The organism is Tautonia sp. JC769 (assembly GCF_040717455.1).
Classification (GTDB): Bacteria; Planctomycetota; Planctomycetia; order Isosphaerales; family Isosphaeraceae; genus Tautonia.
Genome location: NZ_JBFEFH010000016.1, coordinates 80,399 through 95,281, shown reverse-complemented (window position 1 = coordinate 95,281; position 14,883 = coordinate 80,399). Strand labels below are relative to the sequence as shown.

Annotated in this window: 10 protein-coding genes; 6 read left to right on the top strand and 4 right to left on the bottom strand. The window is 68.4% G+C overall.

Annotated elements, in window-relative coordinates; translation table 11 throughout:
* Nucleotides 1-163: 163 nt before the first annotated feature.
* Entirely contained in the window at nucleotides 164-373 is a 210-nt protein-coding gene (gene csrA / locus AB1L88_RS16365; RefSeq protein ID WP_152049401.1) for a carbon storage regulator CsrA, read from the bottom strand.
* A gap of 573 nt (nucleotides 374-946) precedes the next feature.
* Between csrA and AB1L88_RS16360 the strand changes: the two genes are divergently transcribed.
* The 3 genes from AB1L88_RS16360 (at nucleotide 947) to AB1L88_RS16350 (ending at nucleotide 4,677) form a co-directional block, all read left to right on the top strand.
* Nucleotides 947-2,008, top strand: coding sequence for a hypothetical protein (locus tag AB1L88_RS16360; RefSeq protein WP_367097750.1), 1,062 nt, complete (start codon nucleotides 947-949; stop codon nucleotides 2,006-2,008).
* Between the two features lie 24 nt (nucleotides 2,009-2,032).
* Nucleotides 2,033-3,061, top strand: a complete 1,029-nt coding sequence (locus AB1L88_RS16355) for a glycosyltransferase family 2 protein (protein ID WP_367097749.1) — start codon at nucleotides 2,033-2,035, stop codon at nucleotides 3,059-3,061.
* 68 nt (nucleotides 3,062-3,129) lie between these two features.
* Complete coding sequence (locus AB1L88_RS16350) at nucleotides 3,130-4,677, top strand: hypothetical protein (protein ID WP_367097748.1); 1,548 nt, start codon at nucleotides 3,130-3,132, stop codon at nucleotides 4,675-4,677.
* A gap of 100 nt (nucleotides 4,678-4,777) precedes the next feature.
* Here the strand turns inward: AB1L88_RS16350 and AB1L88_RS16345 are convergent, their stop codons facing one another.
* Entirely contained in the window at nucleotides 4,778-6,013 is a 1,236-nt protein-coding gene (locus tag AB1L88_RS16345) for a Glu/Leu/Phe/Val dehydrogenase dimerization domain-containing protein (RefSeq protein ID WP_367097747.1), read from the bottom strand.
* Between the two features lie 363 nt (nucleotides 6,014-6,376).
* Here AB1L88_RS16345 and AB1L88_RS16340 point away from each other — a divergent pair, with 363 nt between their 5' ends.
* From AB1L88_RS16340 to AB1L88_RS16330, 3 genes are all read left to right on the top strand, one after another.
* On the top strand, nucleotides 6,377-6,925 hold the full coding sequence (locus AB1L88_RS16340; RefSeq protein ID WP_367097746.1) for a MarR family transcriptional regulator: 549 nt from the start codon (nucleotides 6,377-6,379) through the stop codon (nucleotides 6,923-6,925).
* A 23-nt stretch (nucleotides 6,926-6,948) separates the two neighbouring features.
* The gene (locus tag AB1L88_RS16335; RefSeq protein ID WP_367097745.1) at nucleotides 6,949-8,295 is read left to right on the top strand and encodes an efflux RND transporter periplasmic adaptor subunit; all 1,347 of its coding nucleotides are present in this window, start codon (nucleotides 6,949-6,951) and stop codon (nucleotides 8,293-8,295) included.
* 212 nt (nucleotides 8,296-8,507) lie between these two features.
* Complete coding sequence (locus AB1L88_RS16330; RefSeq protein WP_367097744.1) at nucleotides 8,508-12,050, top strand: efflux RND transporter permease subunit; 3,543 nt, start codon at nucleotides 8,508-8,510, stop codon at nucleotides 12,048-12,050.
* 190 nt (nucleotides 12,051-12,240) lie between these two features.
* Here the strand turns inward: AB1L88_RS16330 and AB1L88_RS16325 are convergent, their stop codons facing one another.
* Both AB1L88_RS16325 and AB1L88_RS16320 read right to left on the bottom strand, forming a co-directional pair.
* Nucleotides 12,241-13,038 (bottom strand): rhomboid family intramembrane serine protease, encoded by a 798-nt coding sequence (locus AB1L88_RS16325; protein ID WP_367097743.1) that lies wholly within the window; start codon nucleotides 13,036-13,038, stop codon nucleotides 12,241-12,243.
* Nucleotides 13,039-13,206: 168 nt separating this feature from the next.
* Nucleotides 13,207-14,586, bottom strand: a complete 1,380-nt coding sequence (locus AB1L88_RS16320; protein ID WP_367097742.1) for a DUF1501 domain-containing protein — start codon at nucleotides 14,584-14,586, stop codon at nucleotides 13,207-13,209.
* Nucleotides 14,587-14,883 lie beyond the last annotated feature (297 nt).

The window sequence follows — 14,883 nt, the reverse complement described above, 5'->3', positions numbered from 1 at the left end:
GATCCCGTGGGGCAATCGTCACGCAGCATATCTCGGGTCGAGGGATCGACGAGACTCACCGGTCATTAGCGGGGGGGCTTGCTGCGGAGGGGCGTGCCATCCGCCGGCCGCCCCCGGCCCGCGCGAGTCGATCGGGCGCGGGCGGGGCAAAGAGCGGCCGGGATCAGGCGTCGGTCGCGGCGCCGGCACCGATGGGGACGTCGATCTCGCGGTACTGGCGGTGACCGCTGAGCAGCTCTTCGCGGTAGACCGAGACGTCGCCGGGGGCTTCGATGCCGAGGCGGACCTGATTGCGGTCGATCTTGACCACGGTGACCACGATTCCGCCGTCGATGACGATCTTTTCGTTCAGCTTGCGGCTCAGGACCAGCATTGGGAATCCTCCGTGTCGTGCGATGCGTGAGCCGTCGGGTGTTGTTCCGAGGCTTCGGCCTTGAAGGGCGACGTGGGGGTCGATTCCATCGTTCGACTCTCGCCTCGTCGCACGCTAGAAAGTGTAACGCAGCGGCCATGCCAGTGCCGACACAAGCTCCCGGATATTGTGACGTAAGTCGATTTATGAGATGGGCTTAAATTTTTTCTCAAGTTTGCGGCCCGGAGCTGATTTAGGGTGTTTTTGTACAGAGTTCTTTCCCGGATCTTCCCAAACGATCCCTTGAGTGCTCAAAATTCCCAGAATCGGCCCTCAAGATGAGAAGCGACGGGCACACCTGGGGCGAAACGGGAAGTCTCGGGCGGGGCGGGGCGTGGCCGGTGGCTGACCATTCTGGTCATGAGCGGGGATTCGGGCGGCCGATCCGGAGGGGGTGGCTCGGAGAAAAGGGGAGAGCGAGGCGCCATTCCGCCGGGAGATCGGATCGGGCACAATGGCGCAGTCTCGATGCGGATCCCCGAAACCGGGGCCGGTGTGCCGGTCAGGCAGGCATCTTTATCTCGCTGGGAACGGATGGACGAATCGACCCGAGGGCCCTGGCAGCGTTGGAAGAAGCCGGCGATCCGAGCGGTGAAGCTCGCGCTCGGTGCACTGATCGTCTGGATGGTCGCGCGATCATTGATCCGGGCCTGGGATGATCTGCGGGCCTATGGAGCATCCCTGGAGCCGAGCCTCCCCTGGCTGCTGGCGTCGGCGGGGCTCTATCTGCTGGGGCTTTCCTGCTTCGGGAACTTCTTCGCCCGGATCATGGCCCGGAGCGAGACCCCGGTCCGGCTGGTCCCGGCGCAGCGGGCCTACCTGATCGGGCACCTGGGCAAATATGTGCCGGGCAAGGCGTTGGTGGTGGTGCTGCGCGTCGGCCTGCTCGTGCCCTATGGGGCCAGGGCGGCGACGGCGGCCTTCGCGACCCTGTACGAAACCCTGGTGATGATGGCGAGCGGTGGCATCCTGGCCGGCTGGATCTTCCTCATCTGGCCCGGGCCGCCGATCGAGGTGCCGGTGGGAGGGGGGCGGTCGCTGCCGGTGCCGATGGCCGTGCTCTCGATGGGAATCGGCATTCCCCTGCTCGTTTTGGCCGAGGCGCGCATCTTCCCAAAACTGGCGATGACCGCCAGCATGCCGTTCCCGGGGGTCGATCGAGATGCCCTGCCGCGCTTCTCCGCCGGGTTGCTGGCCGAAGGGATCGGCTGGGCGCTGCTCGGCTGGACCTTGATGGGGCTGAGCCTGGTGGCGACGATCCAGGGGATCGAGCCGGGCGGCCTGCCGATGACGGGCTGGCCGCCGGCGGTCGCGGCGGTGGCGCTGGCGACCGTCGCGGGGTTCCTGGTGGCGATCTTCCCGGGGGGATTGGTGATCCGGGAGGCGGTGCTGACGGCCGGCCTCGGGCCGCTGCTCGGGGCCGAGCCGGCGATCGTCGCGGCGTTGGTCCTCCGCCTGGTCTGGGTCGCGGCCGAGCTGGCCTGCTCGGGAGCCTTGATGGTCTTCCGTCCGAAGCGGCGGGGGGCTGAAGTGGTCCCCCCGGTTCCCGATTCCGTGGCGGGCTCGTCGCCCGCGTCTCGTCTGTCCGGATCGTGAGTCCGATCGAGATCGAGTCTTCGCATGATCAGTTTCGTCATCCCGGTGTATAACGAACGCGAGAGCCTGGCGACCCTGCTCGACGAGCTGGCCGGGATGGCTGCGTCGGAGAACCTCGGCCCGATCGAGGTCCTGTTCATCGACGACGGGAGTCGAGACGGCTCGTGGCGGGTGATCCAAGGCCTGGCGGCGCGCGATGCCCGGGTGCGTGCGGTCCGCTTCCGACGCAACTTCGGCAAGGCGGCGGCCCTGACCGCCGGGTTCGGCCGGGCGAAGGGGGAAATCGTCTTCACCCTCGACGCCGACCTGCAGGACGACCCGGCCGAGGTCCCCCGGTTCCTCGAACTGCTGAACCGAGGGGAAGGGCTCGACGTCATCAGCGGATGGAAGCGCACGAGGCACGACCCCTGGCACAAGGTCCTGCCCAGCCGGGTCTTCAACCGGATGGTCAGCCGACTGACCGGCACGCACCTGCACGACCACAATTGCGGCTTCAAGTGCTACCGGGCCGAGGTCTTGCGCGAGGTCTTCATCTACGGGGAGCTGCATCGGTTCGTCCCCGTGCTGGCCGGCGCCCGGGGGTTCCGGGTCGGCGAGATTGAGGTGAACCACCGGTCGCGCAAGTTCGGCCGGTCGAAGTACGGCTTCTCGCGGTTCTTCAAGGGGTTCCTGGACCTGATGACCGTCCGCTTCCTGACCGGCTTCGGGCAGCGTCCGCAGCACGTGCTGGGGGTGCTCGGCCTGATCTTGCTGGCGATCGGGGGGCTGGGCATGGGATACCTGGCGGCCTACTGGATCGTCGACCACTGGGTCTTGAATCAGGACCACCCGATCGGCAGCCGTCCGCTCTTGACGTACTCGACGGCCTTGCTCGTGGTCGGCACGCAACTGGTCTCGCTCGGCATCCTGGCCGAACTGGTGACCTCGTATAACCTCCGGGCCGAAGACACGTTCAGCGTGGCCGAGGCGATCGACTCCGAGACGGACACCAGGACCGAATCCACGGCCGAGACCACCCTCGCGAACGACCGTTCCTCGCCCTCGTCCGCCTGACGCTCGGCGGATGAGATTGAGACGCTCGTTCCCTTTGCTCTCCCGCCGATTGAGAGGACCGCGATCCGATGGCGTACCCCCCCGACCTGCCCGACACCGTCTACATGGAGCCCGACGACCCGAAGCTGAGGCCCCCGAGGAGCCCGACCCGCCGCGCCGTGGGGCAGATCCTCATCGTCGCCTCGGTGGCCCTGATGCTCGGTGCCACGCTCAAGCAGAAGGCGATGATCAGCGCCAACGACATTTCGCGATGGTGCACCGTCTGGTCGCTCCTGGAACGCGGGACCTATGCGATCGACGAGTGCCCGTGGCAGCTCGGCACGCAGGATAAGGTCCTGATCCCCGAGCCGTTCCCCCCGGAGGGAGAGGAGCCGGTCAAGCGATTCTATTCGAGCAAGCCGCCGCTCCTGCCGACGATCATCGCCGGCATGCTCTACCCGGCCCGGGCGATCACCGGCGTGCCGCTCGACGCGAAGGTCGAGCAGGAGCGATCGCTCCGCAAGGAGGTGCAGAGCCTCTCCGACGAGCCGCCGAGCGACCCGAACCGCATCCTCGAAGTCGATGAGGAAGGCGGCTACCGGGTCATCGACATCACGCCCGAGGAGCCGGTCGAGTGGCCCGTCCAGGTGCTCTACTTCAATCCGGTGGTCGTCGCGCTCAACGTCGTGCCGATGCTGGTGTTCCTGATCCTCTACGCCCGGTTGCTCGACCGCTATGCGAGCAACGACTGGGCCTGGTTCCTCGCGCTGGCGGCGGCGGGGCTGGGGACCAATCTCGTCATCTTCACGACGACGCTGAACAACCACACGATCGCGGCCTGGAGCGCCTTCTTCGCGCTCTATGCGTTCCTGCGGATCTGGGACGACGGGCGGACCCACTGGGGCTACTTCGCGGTGGCCGGGTTCTTCGGGGCCTTCGCCGCGTGCAACGAGTTGCCGGCGGCACTGTTCGGCGTCTTGCTGTTCCTCTTGATGGTCGTCAAGGCGCCGGGCAAGACGTTCGCGGCCTTCGTGCCGGCGGCCCTGGTGCCGATCCTCGCCTTCCTGGGGACGATCTACCTGGCGACCGGCGAATGGACCCCCGTGTACGCGAAGTTCTCCGAGGAAGGCCCCGATTCCCCCTACCGCTACCCCGGCAGCTACTGGCTGACCCCGCTGGCGATGGACTGGTTCGACCAGAACCCCGAGCCCTGGTGGGTGTACCTCCTGCACCTGACGATCGGCCACCACGGGATTTTCTCGCTGACGCCCGTCGTCCTGTTCTCGTTCTGGGCGATGGTCCGCAGCATGTTCGGGTTCGATGATCGCCTGCGGGCGTTCTCGTGGCTGACCCTGGTGCTGACGTCGGCGATCGTGGCGTTTTATGTCTGGCAGACGCACAACTACGGCGGCTCGACCCAGGGGGCTCGCTGGCTCTTCTGGCTCTTCCCGTTCTGGCTGATCTTGCTCCCGATCGGCCTGGAAGGGGGGCAAGATCGCCCCTGGGTCCGCTGGCTGACCCTGGCGGCGCTCGGCTTCGCCGTCTTCAACACCGGATACGGCCTGCAGCAGCCCTGGAGCCACCCCTGGATCGTCGATGCCATGGAGCACCTGGATCTCTACGAGCTGAAGCGTTGATGCCAGGGCGTGCCGGACGCTGTCCGGCGCCGGCGTCGCGGTGTGGACCGATCGATCGGGCGAACTGAGAGATCGGTCCGCATCGCGGCCCCGCCGGGCTTCAAATGCCCGCCAGGACCGTTGCCCGGCCGACGCGCTGGATGCCGAGCACGAAGGCGGCCGTGCGGAGGCTCACGCCCTGGCGACGGGCGAGGTCGAAGACGGCGGCGAAGCTCTCGACGTGTCGGCGGTCCTGCTCGGAGCGGATCTGGTCGATCGACCAGCGGAAGTGCTGGAGGTTCTGCACCCACTCGAAGTAGCTGACGATCACGCCGCCGGCGTTGGCGAGGATGTCGGGCACGACCGGGATCTCGCGGCGGTGGAAGACCTCGTCGGCCTCGGGCCAGGTGGGGCTGTTGGCGGCCTCGACGATCGCCCGGGCGCGGACCTCCTCGGCCAGCTCGGCGTCGAAGACGCCGCCGAGCGCGGCCGGGATGAGCACATCGACCTCTCGGGTCAGCAGTTGCTCGTTCGTGCAGGCCTCTCCGCCGGAGAACCCGACCACCTTGCGATGGGCCGCCATGTGCTGCTGGAGGCCCGGGATGTCGAGCCCCTCGGGGTTGCAGACGCCGCCGTAGGCGTCGGAGACGGCGACGATCTTCGCCCCCATGTCGTAAAGCTCGCGGGAGGTGAAGCTGCCGACGTTGCCGAACCCCTGGACGGCCACCGTCGCCCCCTCGACCGGCCGGTTCCAGGCGTGCTGGAGGAACTCTCGGGTGATGATCGCCACGCCGTGTCCGGTGGCGCTTTCTCGGCCGAGCGAGCCGTGCAGTTCGACCGGCTTGCCCGTGACCACCGCCGGCTGGTGGCCGTGGTACTTGCTGTACTCGTTCATGATCCAGGCCATCACCTGGGCGTCGGTGCCGACGTCGGGAGCGGGGATGTCCTTGTCGGGGCCGATGAAGTCGTGGATCTGCTGGACGAAGCGCCGGGTGATCCGCTCCAGCTCGGCCCGGGAGAGCTTCGACACGTCGCAATTGACCCCGCCCTTGCCGCCGCCGTAGGGCAGGTCGACCACGGCCGTCTTCCAGGTCATCAGGCTGGCGAGCGATCGGGCCTCGTCCTCGTCGACGGTCGGGTGATAGCGCAGGCCGCCCTTGAAGGGGCCCCGGGCGTTGTCGTGCTGGACCCGGTAGCCGATGAAGTTGCCGATCTGGCCCGAGTCCATCTCGATGGCCACCTCCACGCGCAGCTCGCGCTCGGGGGTGGCCAGCAGGACCTTCATATTCTCGGAGAGCCCGAGAATCGCCGCCGCGTGCTCGAAATAGTGATTCGTGGCCTCGAAGAAGGCATGCATCGACCCGGCCACCTCGTTGCGAGGGGAAGAACAAGGCTCAAAACGCTCACGTCCCGAGGGCGATCGTGAGCGTTGAATCGTAACGACCGGCCCCCCCCTCTCGCAAGGAACCGATCGATCACGCCCGATTCCGGCACCCCCTGGTCGACGCCCTGTCCGGGCTTGTATAACATAAGTTGACGAGATCGTTAGCCCACGAACGATTTCGATGACGCTGACTTCTCCTGGAGGAGGAGACACCACGGGAGGCCGAAGCCCGGCCGGTTCGCCTTCGATTCCTCCGAGTTGATCGGCCGGCGCCCCGTCTCCCGCGTTCGAGGGTATTTCCGGTTCCGTGTCCTTCTGTTCCCCCGGTGGTGGCTCGTGCTCCGTTACGACTTCGAACAAAGCCTGCTGTATTCGGTTTGTTCCACGTCGTTGGCGATGGAGCGGGCCCTGAACGAGGAACTGGCCCCGCACGGCATCACGTACCGGCAGTGGCAGGTCCTCGGCTGGCTCGTGCTCGAAGGGCCGCTGCCGCAGGGCGAGCTGGCCGATCGGATGCGGATCGAGCCGCCGACGCTGGTCGGGATCGTCGATCGGATGGAGCGGGACGGCTGGCTCGAACGATCTCCCTGCCCGGAAGACCGCCGCCGGAAGCTCCTGCGGCTGACCGACCGGGTTGAGCCGGTCTGGGAACGCATCGCCTCGGCCGCGCGCCGCGTCCGGTCCCGGGCGGCCGAGGGCTTTTCCGACGAGGACCTGCACCGCCTGTTCGCCGGGCTCGAACGGGTCCGGGGCAACCTGACCCGGCCGCAACCCTCGACCGCCGCCGAGAATCGCCCGGTCGAGGGGCTGCCCCCCGTGCCCGACGCTCCCTCCCCCGTCACCCCCCCCCACACGCCCGCCCTTGCCGAGGACCCTCGCCCATGACTGCCCGAGGCCGTTTCCGTTTCATGATTCGAGTCCCGCGGGCCGCCGCGACCGGGGCCTGGCTCGCGGTGATCGCGGTCGGAGCGACGGCCTCGGCCCAGCAATCCGGGCCGACCCCCGTGGCGGTCTCGACGGTCGTCTCCCGATCGGTGGCCGACGGCCGCAGCTTCGTCGGCTCGGTCGTGCCGGTGCGCGAGAGTACCATCGGCAGCACGGTTGAGGAGCGGGTGGCCGAGTTCCTGGTCGACGAGGGGGATCGGGTCGAGCCCGGTCAGCCGCTGGCGAAGCTGAGGACGCGCACCCTGGACATCGAGCTCGAGGGGGCCCGGGCCGAGCTGGAGGCCATGCAGCAGGAGCTGGCAGAGCTGGAGAACGGCACCCGCCCGGAGGAGCTGGAACGAGGTCGCGCCGAGCTGGCCCGGGCCGCCGCCCTCCGCGACTTCGCCCAGGCCGCCCGACGCCGCATCGAGGGCCTGATCCGCAACCGGCAGGCCAGCGCCCAGGAACTCGACGAGGTCGTCTCCAACGCCGAGGCGGCCGAGCAGGCCTACAACTCCGCCCAGGCCGCCCTCGACCTCTTGATCGCCGGGCCCCGGGCCGAGCAGGTCGCCCGGGCTCGCGCGAAGGTCACGGCGCAGGAGGAAGTCATCAATCGGCTGGAAGACCGGTTGGCCGAGCACACCATCGTTGCCCCGTTCGCCGGCTACGTCGTCACCGAATATACGGAGGTCGGCCAGTGGCTCGGCCGGGGGGACCCGGTGGTGGATCTGGTCGAGCTGGACCAGGTGGACGTGGAAGCGAGCGTGGTCGAGGACGACATCCGCTACATCTCCGTGGGCACGTCGGCCCGCGTCGAGGTGTCGTCGCTCCCCGACGTGGCCTTCACCGGGGCCGTCGCCCTGGTGGTGCCCCGGGCCGACCTGAGGTCGAGAAGCTTCCCGGTCAAGGTCCGTCTCACGAATGAAGAGTCCCACGGCAGTCCGATCCTGAAGGCGGGGATGATCGCCCGCGTGACCCTGCCCGTCGGTCCCGAGCACCCGGCCTTGCTCGTGCCGAAAGATGCCCTGGTGCTCGGCGGCCCCTCCCCGCGGGTCTTCGTGTTCGAGCCGGGATCGGACGGCAGCGACGCGACGCTGGGCACGGTCCAGCCGGTCCCCGTGACCCTGGGGGTGGCCGCCGGCTCGCTCGTCGAGGTGACCGGCCCCTTGCGGGCCGATCAGCGGGTGGTGGTGCAGGGCAACGAACGCCTCCGGCCCGGCCAGGAGGTCCGCGTGCTGCGGACCATCGAGGTCGACGCCGAGGCGCCGTCGCCGGATTCCCCGGCCGAGGCGGCCTCCGACGACGTCGCCGCCGTGACCCGCGGCGGCTGAGGCCGATCGACGGCCCCCCGCCCGACCGCGTCACCGGAGCGTGGTCCTGGCCCTGGTGTCAGGCCCGATTCGCGGGCCGATCGCCAGTGCCCCGAGATGTCCTGCCGCCCGGCGATCGCCGCTCCCGCCCCCGTTCCTCTCCGCATCGCAACTCAATCACGCCGACCCCGAAGCCCGCTCGATCGACCGAACCGGAGGAGCAACGTCTACCCATGAAACCCAACGAGCTGATCGAGCAGGGCGGGGCCGATCTGGTCGCCGCCTGCGTCAAGAACAAGGTGAAGGTGACGGTCGGCGTCCTGCTCGTCGCCCTGTTCGGCGGGATCGCCCTGGTGACGATGCCGACGCAGCTCACGCCCGAGGTCCAGGTGCCGACGATCAGCGTCGAGACCCGATGGCCCGGGGCGAGCCCCCAGGAAATCGAGCGGCAGATCGTCCAGGAGCAGGAGGATCAGCTCAAGAGCGTCGAGGGCGTGTCCAAGATGTCCTCGGAATCGTCCACCTCGCTCGGGACGATCACCCTGGAATTCCCGGTCGGCACGAACATGGCCGAGGCCTTGCTGAAGGTCAACACCCGCTTGCAGCAGGTGCCGACGTACCCGATCGACGCCGACGAGCCGGTGGTCAGCACGGCGAGCCTCTCCGACCGGCCGATCGCCTGGTTCATCCTGGGGCAGGTGCCCCCCGACAACGACGAAATCCGGGCCTTCGCGCAGGAGCATCCCGAACTGGCCGAGGCGCTCGCCCCGGCCCTGAAGACCTCTCACATCGGCCTGAAGCTGAGGCGATTGCGGTTCGCGGCCGCGGACCACCCCGAGATCCAGGAGCTCTTGCCCGAAGACGTCGACATTCCGACCCTGCGCCGGTTCGCCGAGGACGTGATTGAGGCCCGATTCGAGCGGGTGCCGGGCGTCTCGAACTCCAACGTCAACGGCGGCCGGACCATCGAGATGCAGGTGGTGGTCGACCCCGAGCGCCTCGCCGCCCGGGAACTGACCATCGTTGACGTGCGCGACGCGCTGAGGCAGCAGAATGTCGACACCTCCGGCGGCGACTTCTGGGAGGGCAAGCGACGCTACGTCGTCCGGACCCTCGGCCAGTTCCGCAGCCCCGAGCAGGTCGAGGCCGTCATCATCGCCCGTCGCGACGACCGGCCCGTCTACGTCCGGGACGTGGCCGACGTCCAGATCGGCTATCGCAAGCCCGAGGGCATGGTCCGGCGCTACGGGACCTCGGTCATCGCCATCAACGCCCAGCGCGAGACGGGGGCCAACGTCCTCGACGTGATGGCCGGCCTCCGCGAGGCGACGAGCGAGCTGAACGCCGGGCCGCTCAAGTCGCGGGGCCTGGAACTCATGCAGGTCTACGACGAGACGGAATACATCTACTCGTCGATCGGGTTGGTTCAGACGAACATCGTCGTCGGCGGTTTGTTGACGGTGGCCGTCTTGCTCGTGTACCTGCGGAGCGGGCGCTCGACGCTCGTCATCGGCCTGGCGATCCCGACCTCGATCATCGGCACCTTCCTGATCCTCAACCTCCTGGGCCGGTCGCTCAACGTGATCAGCCTGGCCGGCCTGGCGTTCGCGGTCGGGATGCTCGTCGACAATGCGGTGGTGGTCCTCGAGAATATCTACCAGCATTATCAGCGCGGGGAGCGCGTGTTCCGGGCCGCGGTCCGGGGCACCCGGGAGGTCTGGGGGGCGGTCCTGTCGTCGACCCTGACCACCCTGGCCGTCTTCCTGCCGGTCATCTTCGTGCAGGAAGAGGCCGGGCAGTTGTTCCGCGACATCGCCCTGGCCATCAGCGCGGCGGTCGGCCTGTCGTTGATCGTCTCGATCACGGTGATCCCGACGGCCGCGGCGGCGATCATGCGCGATCGGCCCCGACCGGCCCAGGGGAAGGTCGCGGGGACGAGCCAGAACGGCAGCGCAGGCAGCAACGGACATCCTCCCCGGCCGGCGGCCCGGCCCCGGCTCGGCGACCGGATCAAGCAGGCGGTGACCTGGCCCCTGCGGCGGCTCGTCCTCGCTCCGCTCGATGCCTTCGGCCGGGGGTTCGTGGCCGCGGTCGTCGGCCTGAACCTCTGGCTCCAGCGCGGGGTGATCCGGCGGATGACCACCGTCGCGGTGCTCGTCGTCGGTGCGGTCGTCCTGAGCTGGGTCCTGATGCCGAGGGTCGAGTACCTGCCGTCGGGGAACCGCAACCTCGTGGCCGGCATCCTGTTGCCCCCTCCCGGCTACAACCTCGACCAGCTCGTCGAGATGGGCGAGGAGATCCAGGAGTCGCTCCGCCCCTACTGGGACGTCGAGCCGGGCAGCCCCGAGGCCGAGGCGCTCGACTACCCCGTCATCAGCGACTTCTTCTTCGTCGCCCGCGGGCGGCAGATTTTCATGGGCGTCCGCTCGGCCGACCCGCTCCGGGCCGGAGAACTCGTCCCCTTGCTGCGAGGGGTGTCCAAGGACATCCCCGGCATCGTCCTGGTGGCCAAGCAGTCGAGCCTCTTCGAGCAGGGGCTGACCGCCGGGCGGACCATCGACATCGAGATCGTCGGCCCCGATCTGAATAAGCTCGTCGCGCTGGGCGGCAGGGTGATGGGCATCGTCAACGGCGGCCCCGACACCCCCGCGCTGATCCCGGATGCCCAGACCCGGCCGGTCCCCAGCCTCGACCTGTCGAGCCCCGAAGTCCACATCATCCCCAAGTGGGAACAGGCCGCCGACCTGGGGGTCAGCGCCGCCGACCTCGGCTACACGGTCGATGCCCTGGTCGATGGCGCCTATGCCACCGACTACTACGAGGAAGGGGACAAGATCGACCTGACCTTGATCGGCAAGGAGCAGTTCGCGGCCCGGACCCAGGACCTGCAGTCGCTGGCCATCGCCACGCCGACCGGACAGCTCGTCCCCCTGACGGCCGTGGCCGACATCCAGCTCAACTCGGGTCCCGAGCAGGTCAACCGTCGCGAGCGCCAGCGGGCCATCACCATCGAGGTCACTCCTCCGGCCGAGATGGCCCTGGAGGAGGCCATGCTCTTGATTCAGGCGGAGATCGTGAGGCCCCTGGAGGAGTCCGGAGAGCTCGACGGCCTGACCCGGATCAACCTGTCCGGCACGGCCGACAAGCTGCAACAGACCTGGCAATCGTTGCAGTTCAACATCTTCCTGGCCCTGATCATCACCTACCTGTTGATGGCGGCCCTGTTCGAGTCGTGGCTCTATCCCCTGGTGATCATCCTCACGGTCCCGCTCGGGGCGGTCGGGGGCCTGGCGGGCCTGAGCCTGCTCAACCTGTTCATCCTCCAGCCGCTCGACGTGCTGACGATGCTCGGCTTCGTCATCCTGATCGGCACGGTGGTCAACAATCCGATCCTGATCGTCCACCAGGCGCTGAACCTGATCCGGGAAGAGGGAATGCCCTACACCGAGGCCATCGCCGAGAGCGTCCGGGGTCGTATCCGGCCGATTTTCATGACCACGACGACCACGGTCCTTGGCCTGATGCCCCTGGTCCTCTTCCCCGGTGCGGGGAGCGAGCTGTATCGTGGCCTGGGCAGCGTCGTGCTGGGGGGCCTGGTCGCCTCGACCGTGTTCACGCTCATCCTGGTGCCCACCCTCTTCAGCCTGGCCCTGCAGGGCCGAGACGCCCTGGCCCGGCTGTTCGGCTATCGGACGGTCGCCGAGGTGGAACGGATCGACCAGGTCGGCGCCGAACCGCAACCGCACGAGGAGCCGCAGCCCGTTTCCGTCGGCTGATCGACCGGAGACGCCGGACCGCCGTTCGAGGCGGCCTCGACGAGTCGTCATGTCCCCCCGCCGGCCGGGTGTTCGGCCGGCGGGGGGAATCTCGTTATCGATTCTCGCCAGGACGGCAGACGCGAGGAACCGCGGCATCGACCCGAGTGTGGCTTGCCGAGGCCCTCCTTCGGTCGGCCGGTGACACAGATCACCGACGGTTCGCCCGCGAGGCCCAGCCGAGTTGCAGGGGCCATTCGCCTCCCCGCTCGGCCCGGCCTCGGAAGGCCAGGCCGAAGAAGATGCCCGCCGCCGCCCCTCCCACGTGCGCCGCGTAGGCCACTCCGCCGCCCTGGCCGGCGGTCGAGAGGTCGCCGATCCCCAGCGCCAGTTGCAGGACGATCCAGAGCCCGATCACCAGCGAGGCCGGCATCGTGGTGATGACCCGCCCCAGCAGGACGCGCACGCGATTGTGCGGGAACCAGACGAGGTACATCCCCATCACCCCCGAGATCGCCCCCGACGCCCCGAGGCTCGGGATCATCGAGTCCGGCCCGATCGCCACGTGGGCGAGGCTCGCCACCAGGCCGCACGCCAGGTAGACCAGCAGATACCGGACGTGGCCGAGCGATTCCTCGACGTTGTCGCCGAAGATCCAGAGATAGAGCATGTTGCCGCCCAGGTGGGCCAGCCCGCCGTGCATGAAGATCGACGTGAACAGGGTCAGCCAGACCGGGAAGGGGACCGCCCCCTGCGGCAAGACCTCCTCACGCTCGACGACCCGGACGTTGCCGAAGGCGTCGGGCACCTCGACCTCGACGGCCAGGGTCACCGGGTCGGTCAGGTCGACGTTCCGGGTGATCTCGTACGGCGTGGCCGCGAACGCGACGGTGAACTGCTCGGGCCGGCTCGCCTGGAGGATGAACACGATGATGTTCAGCGCAATCAACGCATAATTGACCCAGGGCGTGATCCGGGTCGGGTGCAGGTCGCCCAGCGGCATGACCATCGGGCCGGTCCTTCTCGGCGGAGGGGCGCGAAGGCAGGTCGGCCCCGACCATCGACGCCGACCACTGCACCGCGCCGCGCCGATTGTGACGCCCCCGGGCACCGCGCACAAGACGGCGGGGTGCCCGCGGGGATTGTCGCCTCTGGCCGGCCCTTCCTTCCAAGCAGATCAGATCAGCTCGTGGATCGGCTCGGGATCGTCGAGCACCGAGACCGGGCGGTTCAACTGATCGAGCACCTGCAGGTGCGGGTCGATCCCGAGGACGTGGTAGATCGTCGCGTGCAGGTTCGACGGCGTGATCGGCCGATCGTGCGGGAACTGGCCCAGGCGGTCGGTCGAGCCGACGAGCTGCCCGCCCTTCACCCCGCCCCCTCCGAGCAGGCAGAACATGGCGTTGCCCCAGTGGTCGCGGCCGGGGGTCCCCATGCTGCCGGGAGGCCCGCCGTTGCCGCCGTCGTTCATCTTCGGCGTCCGGCTGAACTCTCCGCAGAGCATCACCAGGGTCGAGTCGAGCAAGCCCCGCTGGTGCAGGTCGTCGAAGAGGGACGCGACGAGCGAGTCGACCATCGGCAGATAGCGATTCATCCCGGCTTCAAGATCCCAGTGATGATCCCAGCCGCCGAGGTGGACGGTGACGAAAGTGACCCCGGCCTCGACCAGGCGACGGGCGAGCAGGGTGCTCTGGCCCCACGAGTGGCGGCCGTAGCGGTCGCGGAGCCTCGGGTCTTCCTTGCTGATGTCGAACGCCTCGCGGGCGGCCGGGCCGGTCACGAAGTCGAACGCCTGCTCGGTGAACTGGTCGACCGAGGTGTCGACCGGCAGGGCATCGCGTTGCCGCAAGGCGTCGTCGAGCCGCTGCCGCAGGGCGCGGCGGTCTTCGAGGCGATCGATGCTCATCCCGGCCTTCAGTGTCAGGTCGCCGACGGTGTAATTCGGCGCGTTCGGGTCGCCGCCCGGCTGGTACGGGTCGTACTGCATGCCGAGCAGGTTGCCGCCGAAGTACCCCGGGTTCAGGCCGACGCTGCTGGCGATCGGCACCGCCGCGTAGGCGGGCATCCCCGGCTTCCGGGGGCCGACCTCCCGCGCCACGATCGAGCCGAGCGACGGGAACTTCGACGTCGTGTTCGCCCCCGAGACGCCCATGTCCTTGGTCGTCAAGATCCGGTGCGCCCCGGCGAAGTGGTCGCCGGTGTCGTGATGGAGGGATCGGACGATCGAGAACTTGTCGGTGTGCTGGGCCTGCTTCGGGAACAGCTCGGTGACCTCGAACCCGGGGACGACCGTCGGGATCGGCTTCCAGATCCCCCGGTACTGCTCGGGTGCCTCCGGCTTCATGTCGTACATGTCCATGTGGCCCGGCCCGCCGTCGAGCCAGATCAAGATGACCGACGTGTCCTTCTTCGGCAGCCCTTGCCGGGCCGAGGCCTCCCGAGCCGCCAGCAGGCCCGGCAACCCGACGCTGGCCATCCCGGCCACGCCCAGTTGCAGGAAGCTCCGCCGGCTCACGCGATCGCAGTACGATCCCGCCGATCCGAGGTCGATGCGCACGGTGCCGCCCTCCTTGAACCGCTCCGAGATGGCTCAGGCGATCGATCGGGGCACCTTCGCCCCAGCCTCTTGCCGATTGCTCCCGGGTTCCGCGGTCCTCGAACCTTCTGTCTCGAACCCACCGGCGAGGCGCGCCGCCTCGATCATCCCGGTTTCGACCCTTATCTTGATCGCCCCTCTCGAAAAAATTCAACACTGATCCGACCCTTCTCCAAAAAATCAACGCGGGGTGTTTCAGACATGAGCCCCGCGGCGAGGCGAAGGATCAGCCGAGCCTTGACCCGTCGAGCACGCCCG

Coding starts and splice junctions, on each gene's coding strand:
- csrA (WP_152049401.1), bottom strand. CDS start 373: ATGCTGGTCCTGAGCCGCAAGCTGAACGAAAAGATCGTCATCGACGGC.
- AB1L88_RS16360 (WP_367097750.1), top strand. CDS start 947: ATGGACGAATCGACCCGAGGGCCCTGGCAGCGTTGGAAGAAGCCGGCG.
- AB1L88_RS16355 (WP_367097749.1), top strand. CDS start 2,033: ATGATCAGTTTCGTCATCCCGGTGTATAACGAACGCGAGAGCCTGGCG.
- AB1L88_RS16350 (WP_367097748.1), top strand. CDS start 3,130: ATGGCGTACCCCCCCGACCTGCCCGACACCGTCTACATGGAGCCCGAC.
- AB1L88_RS16345 (WP_367097747.1), bottom strand. CDS start 6,013: ATGCATGCCTTCTTCGAGGCCACGAATCACTATTTCGAGCACGCGGCG.
- AB1L88_RS16335 (WP_367097745.1), top strand. CDS start 6,949: ATGATTCGAGTCCCGCGGGCCGCCGCGACCGGGGCCTGGCTCGCGGTG.
- AB1L88_RS16330 (WP_367097744.1), top strand. CDS start 8,508: ATGAAACCCAACGAGCTGATCGAGCAGGGCGGGGCCGATCTGGTCGCC.
- AB1L88_RS16325 (WP_367097743.1), bottom strand. CDS start 13,038: ATGGTCATGCCGCTGGGCGACCTGCACCCGACCCGGATCACGCCCTGG.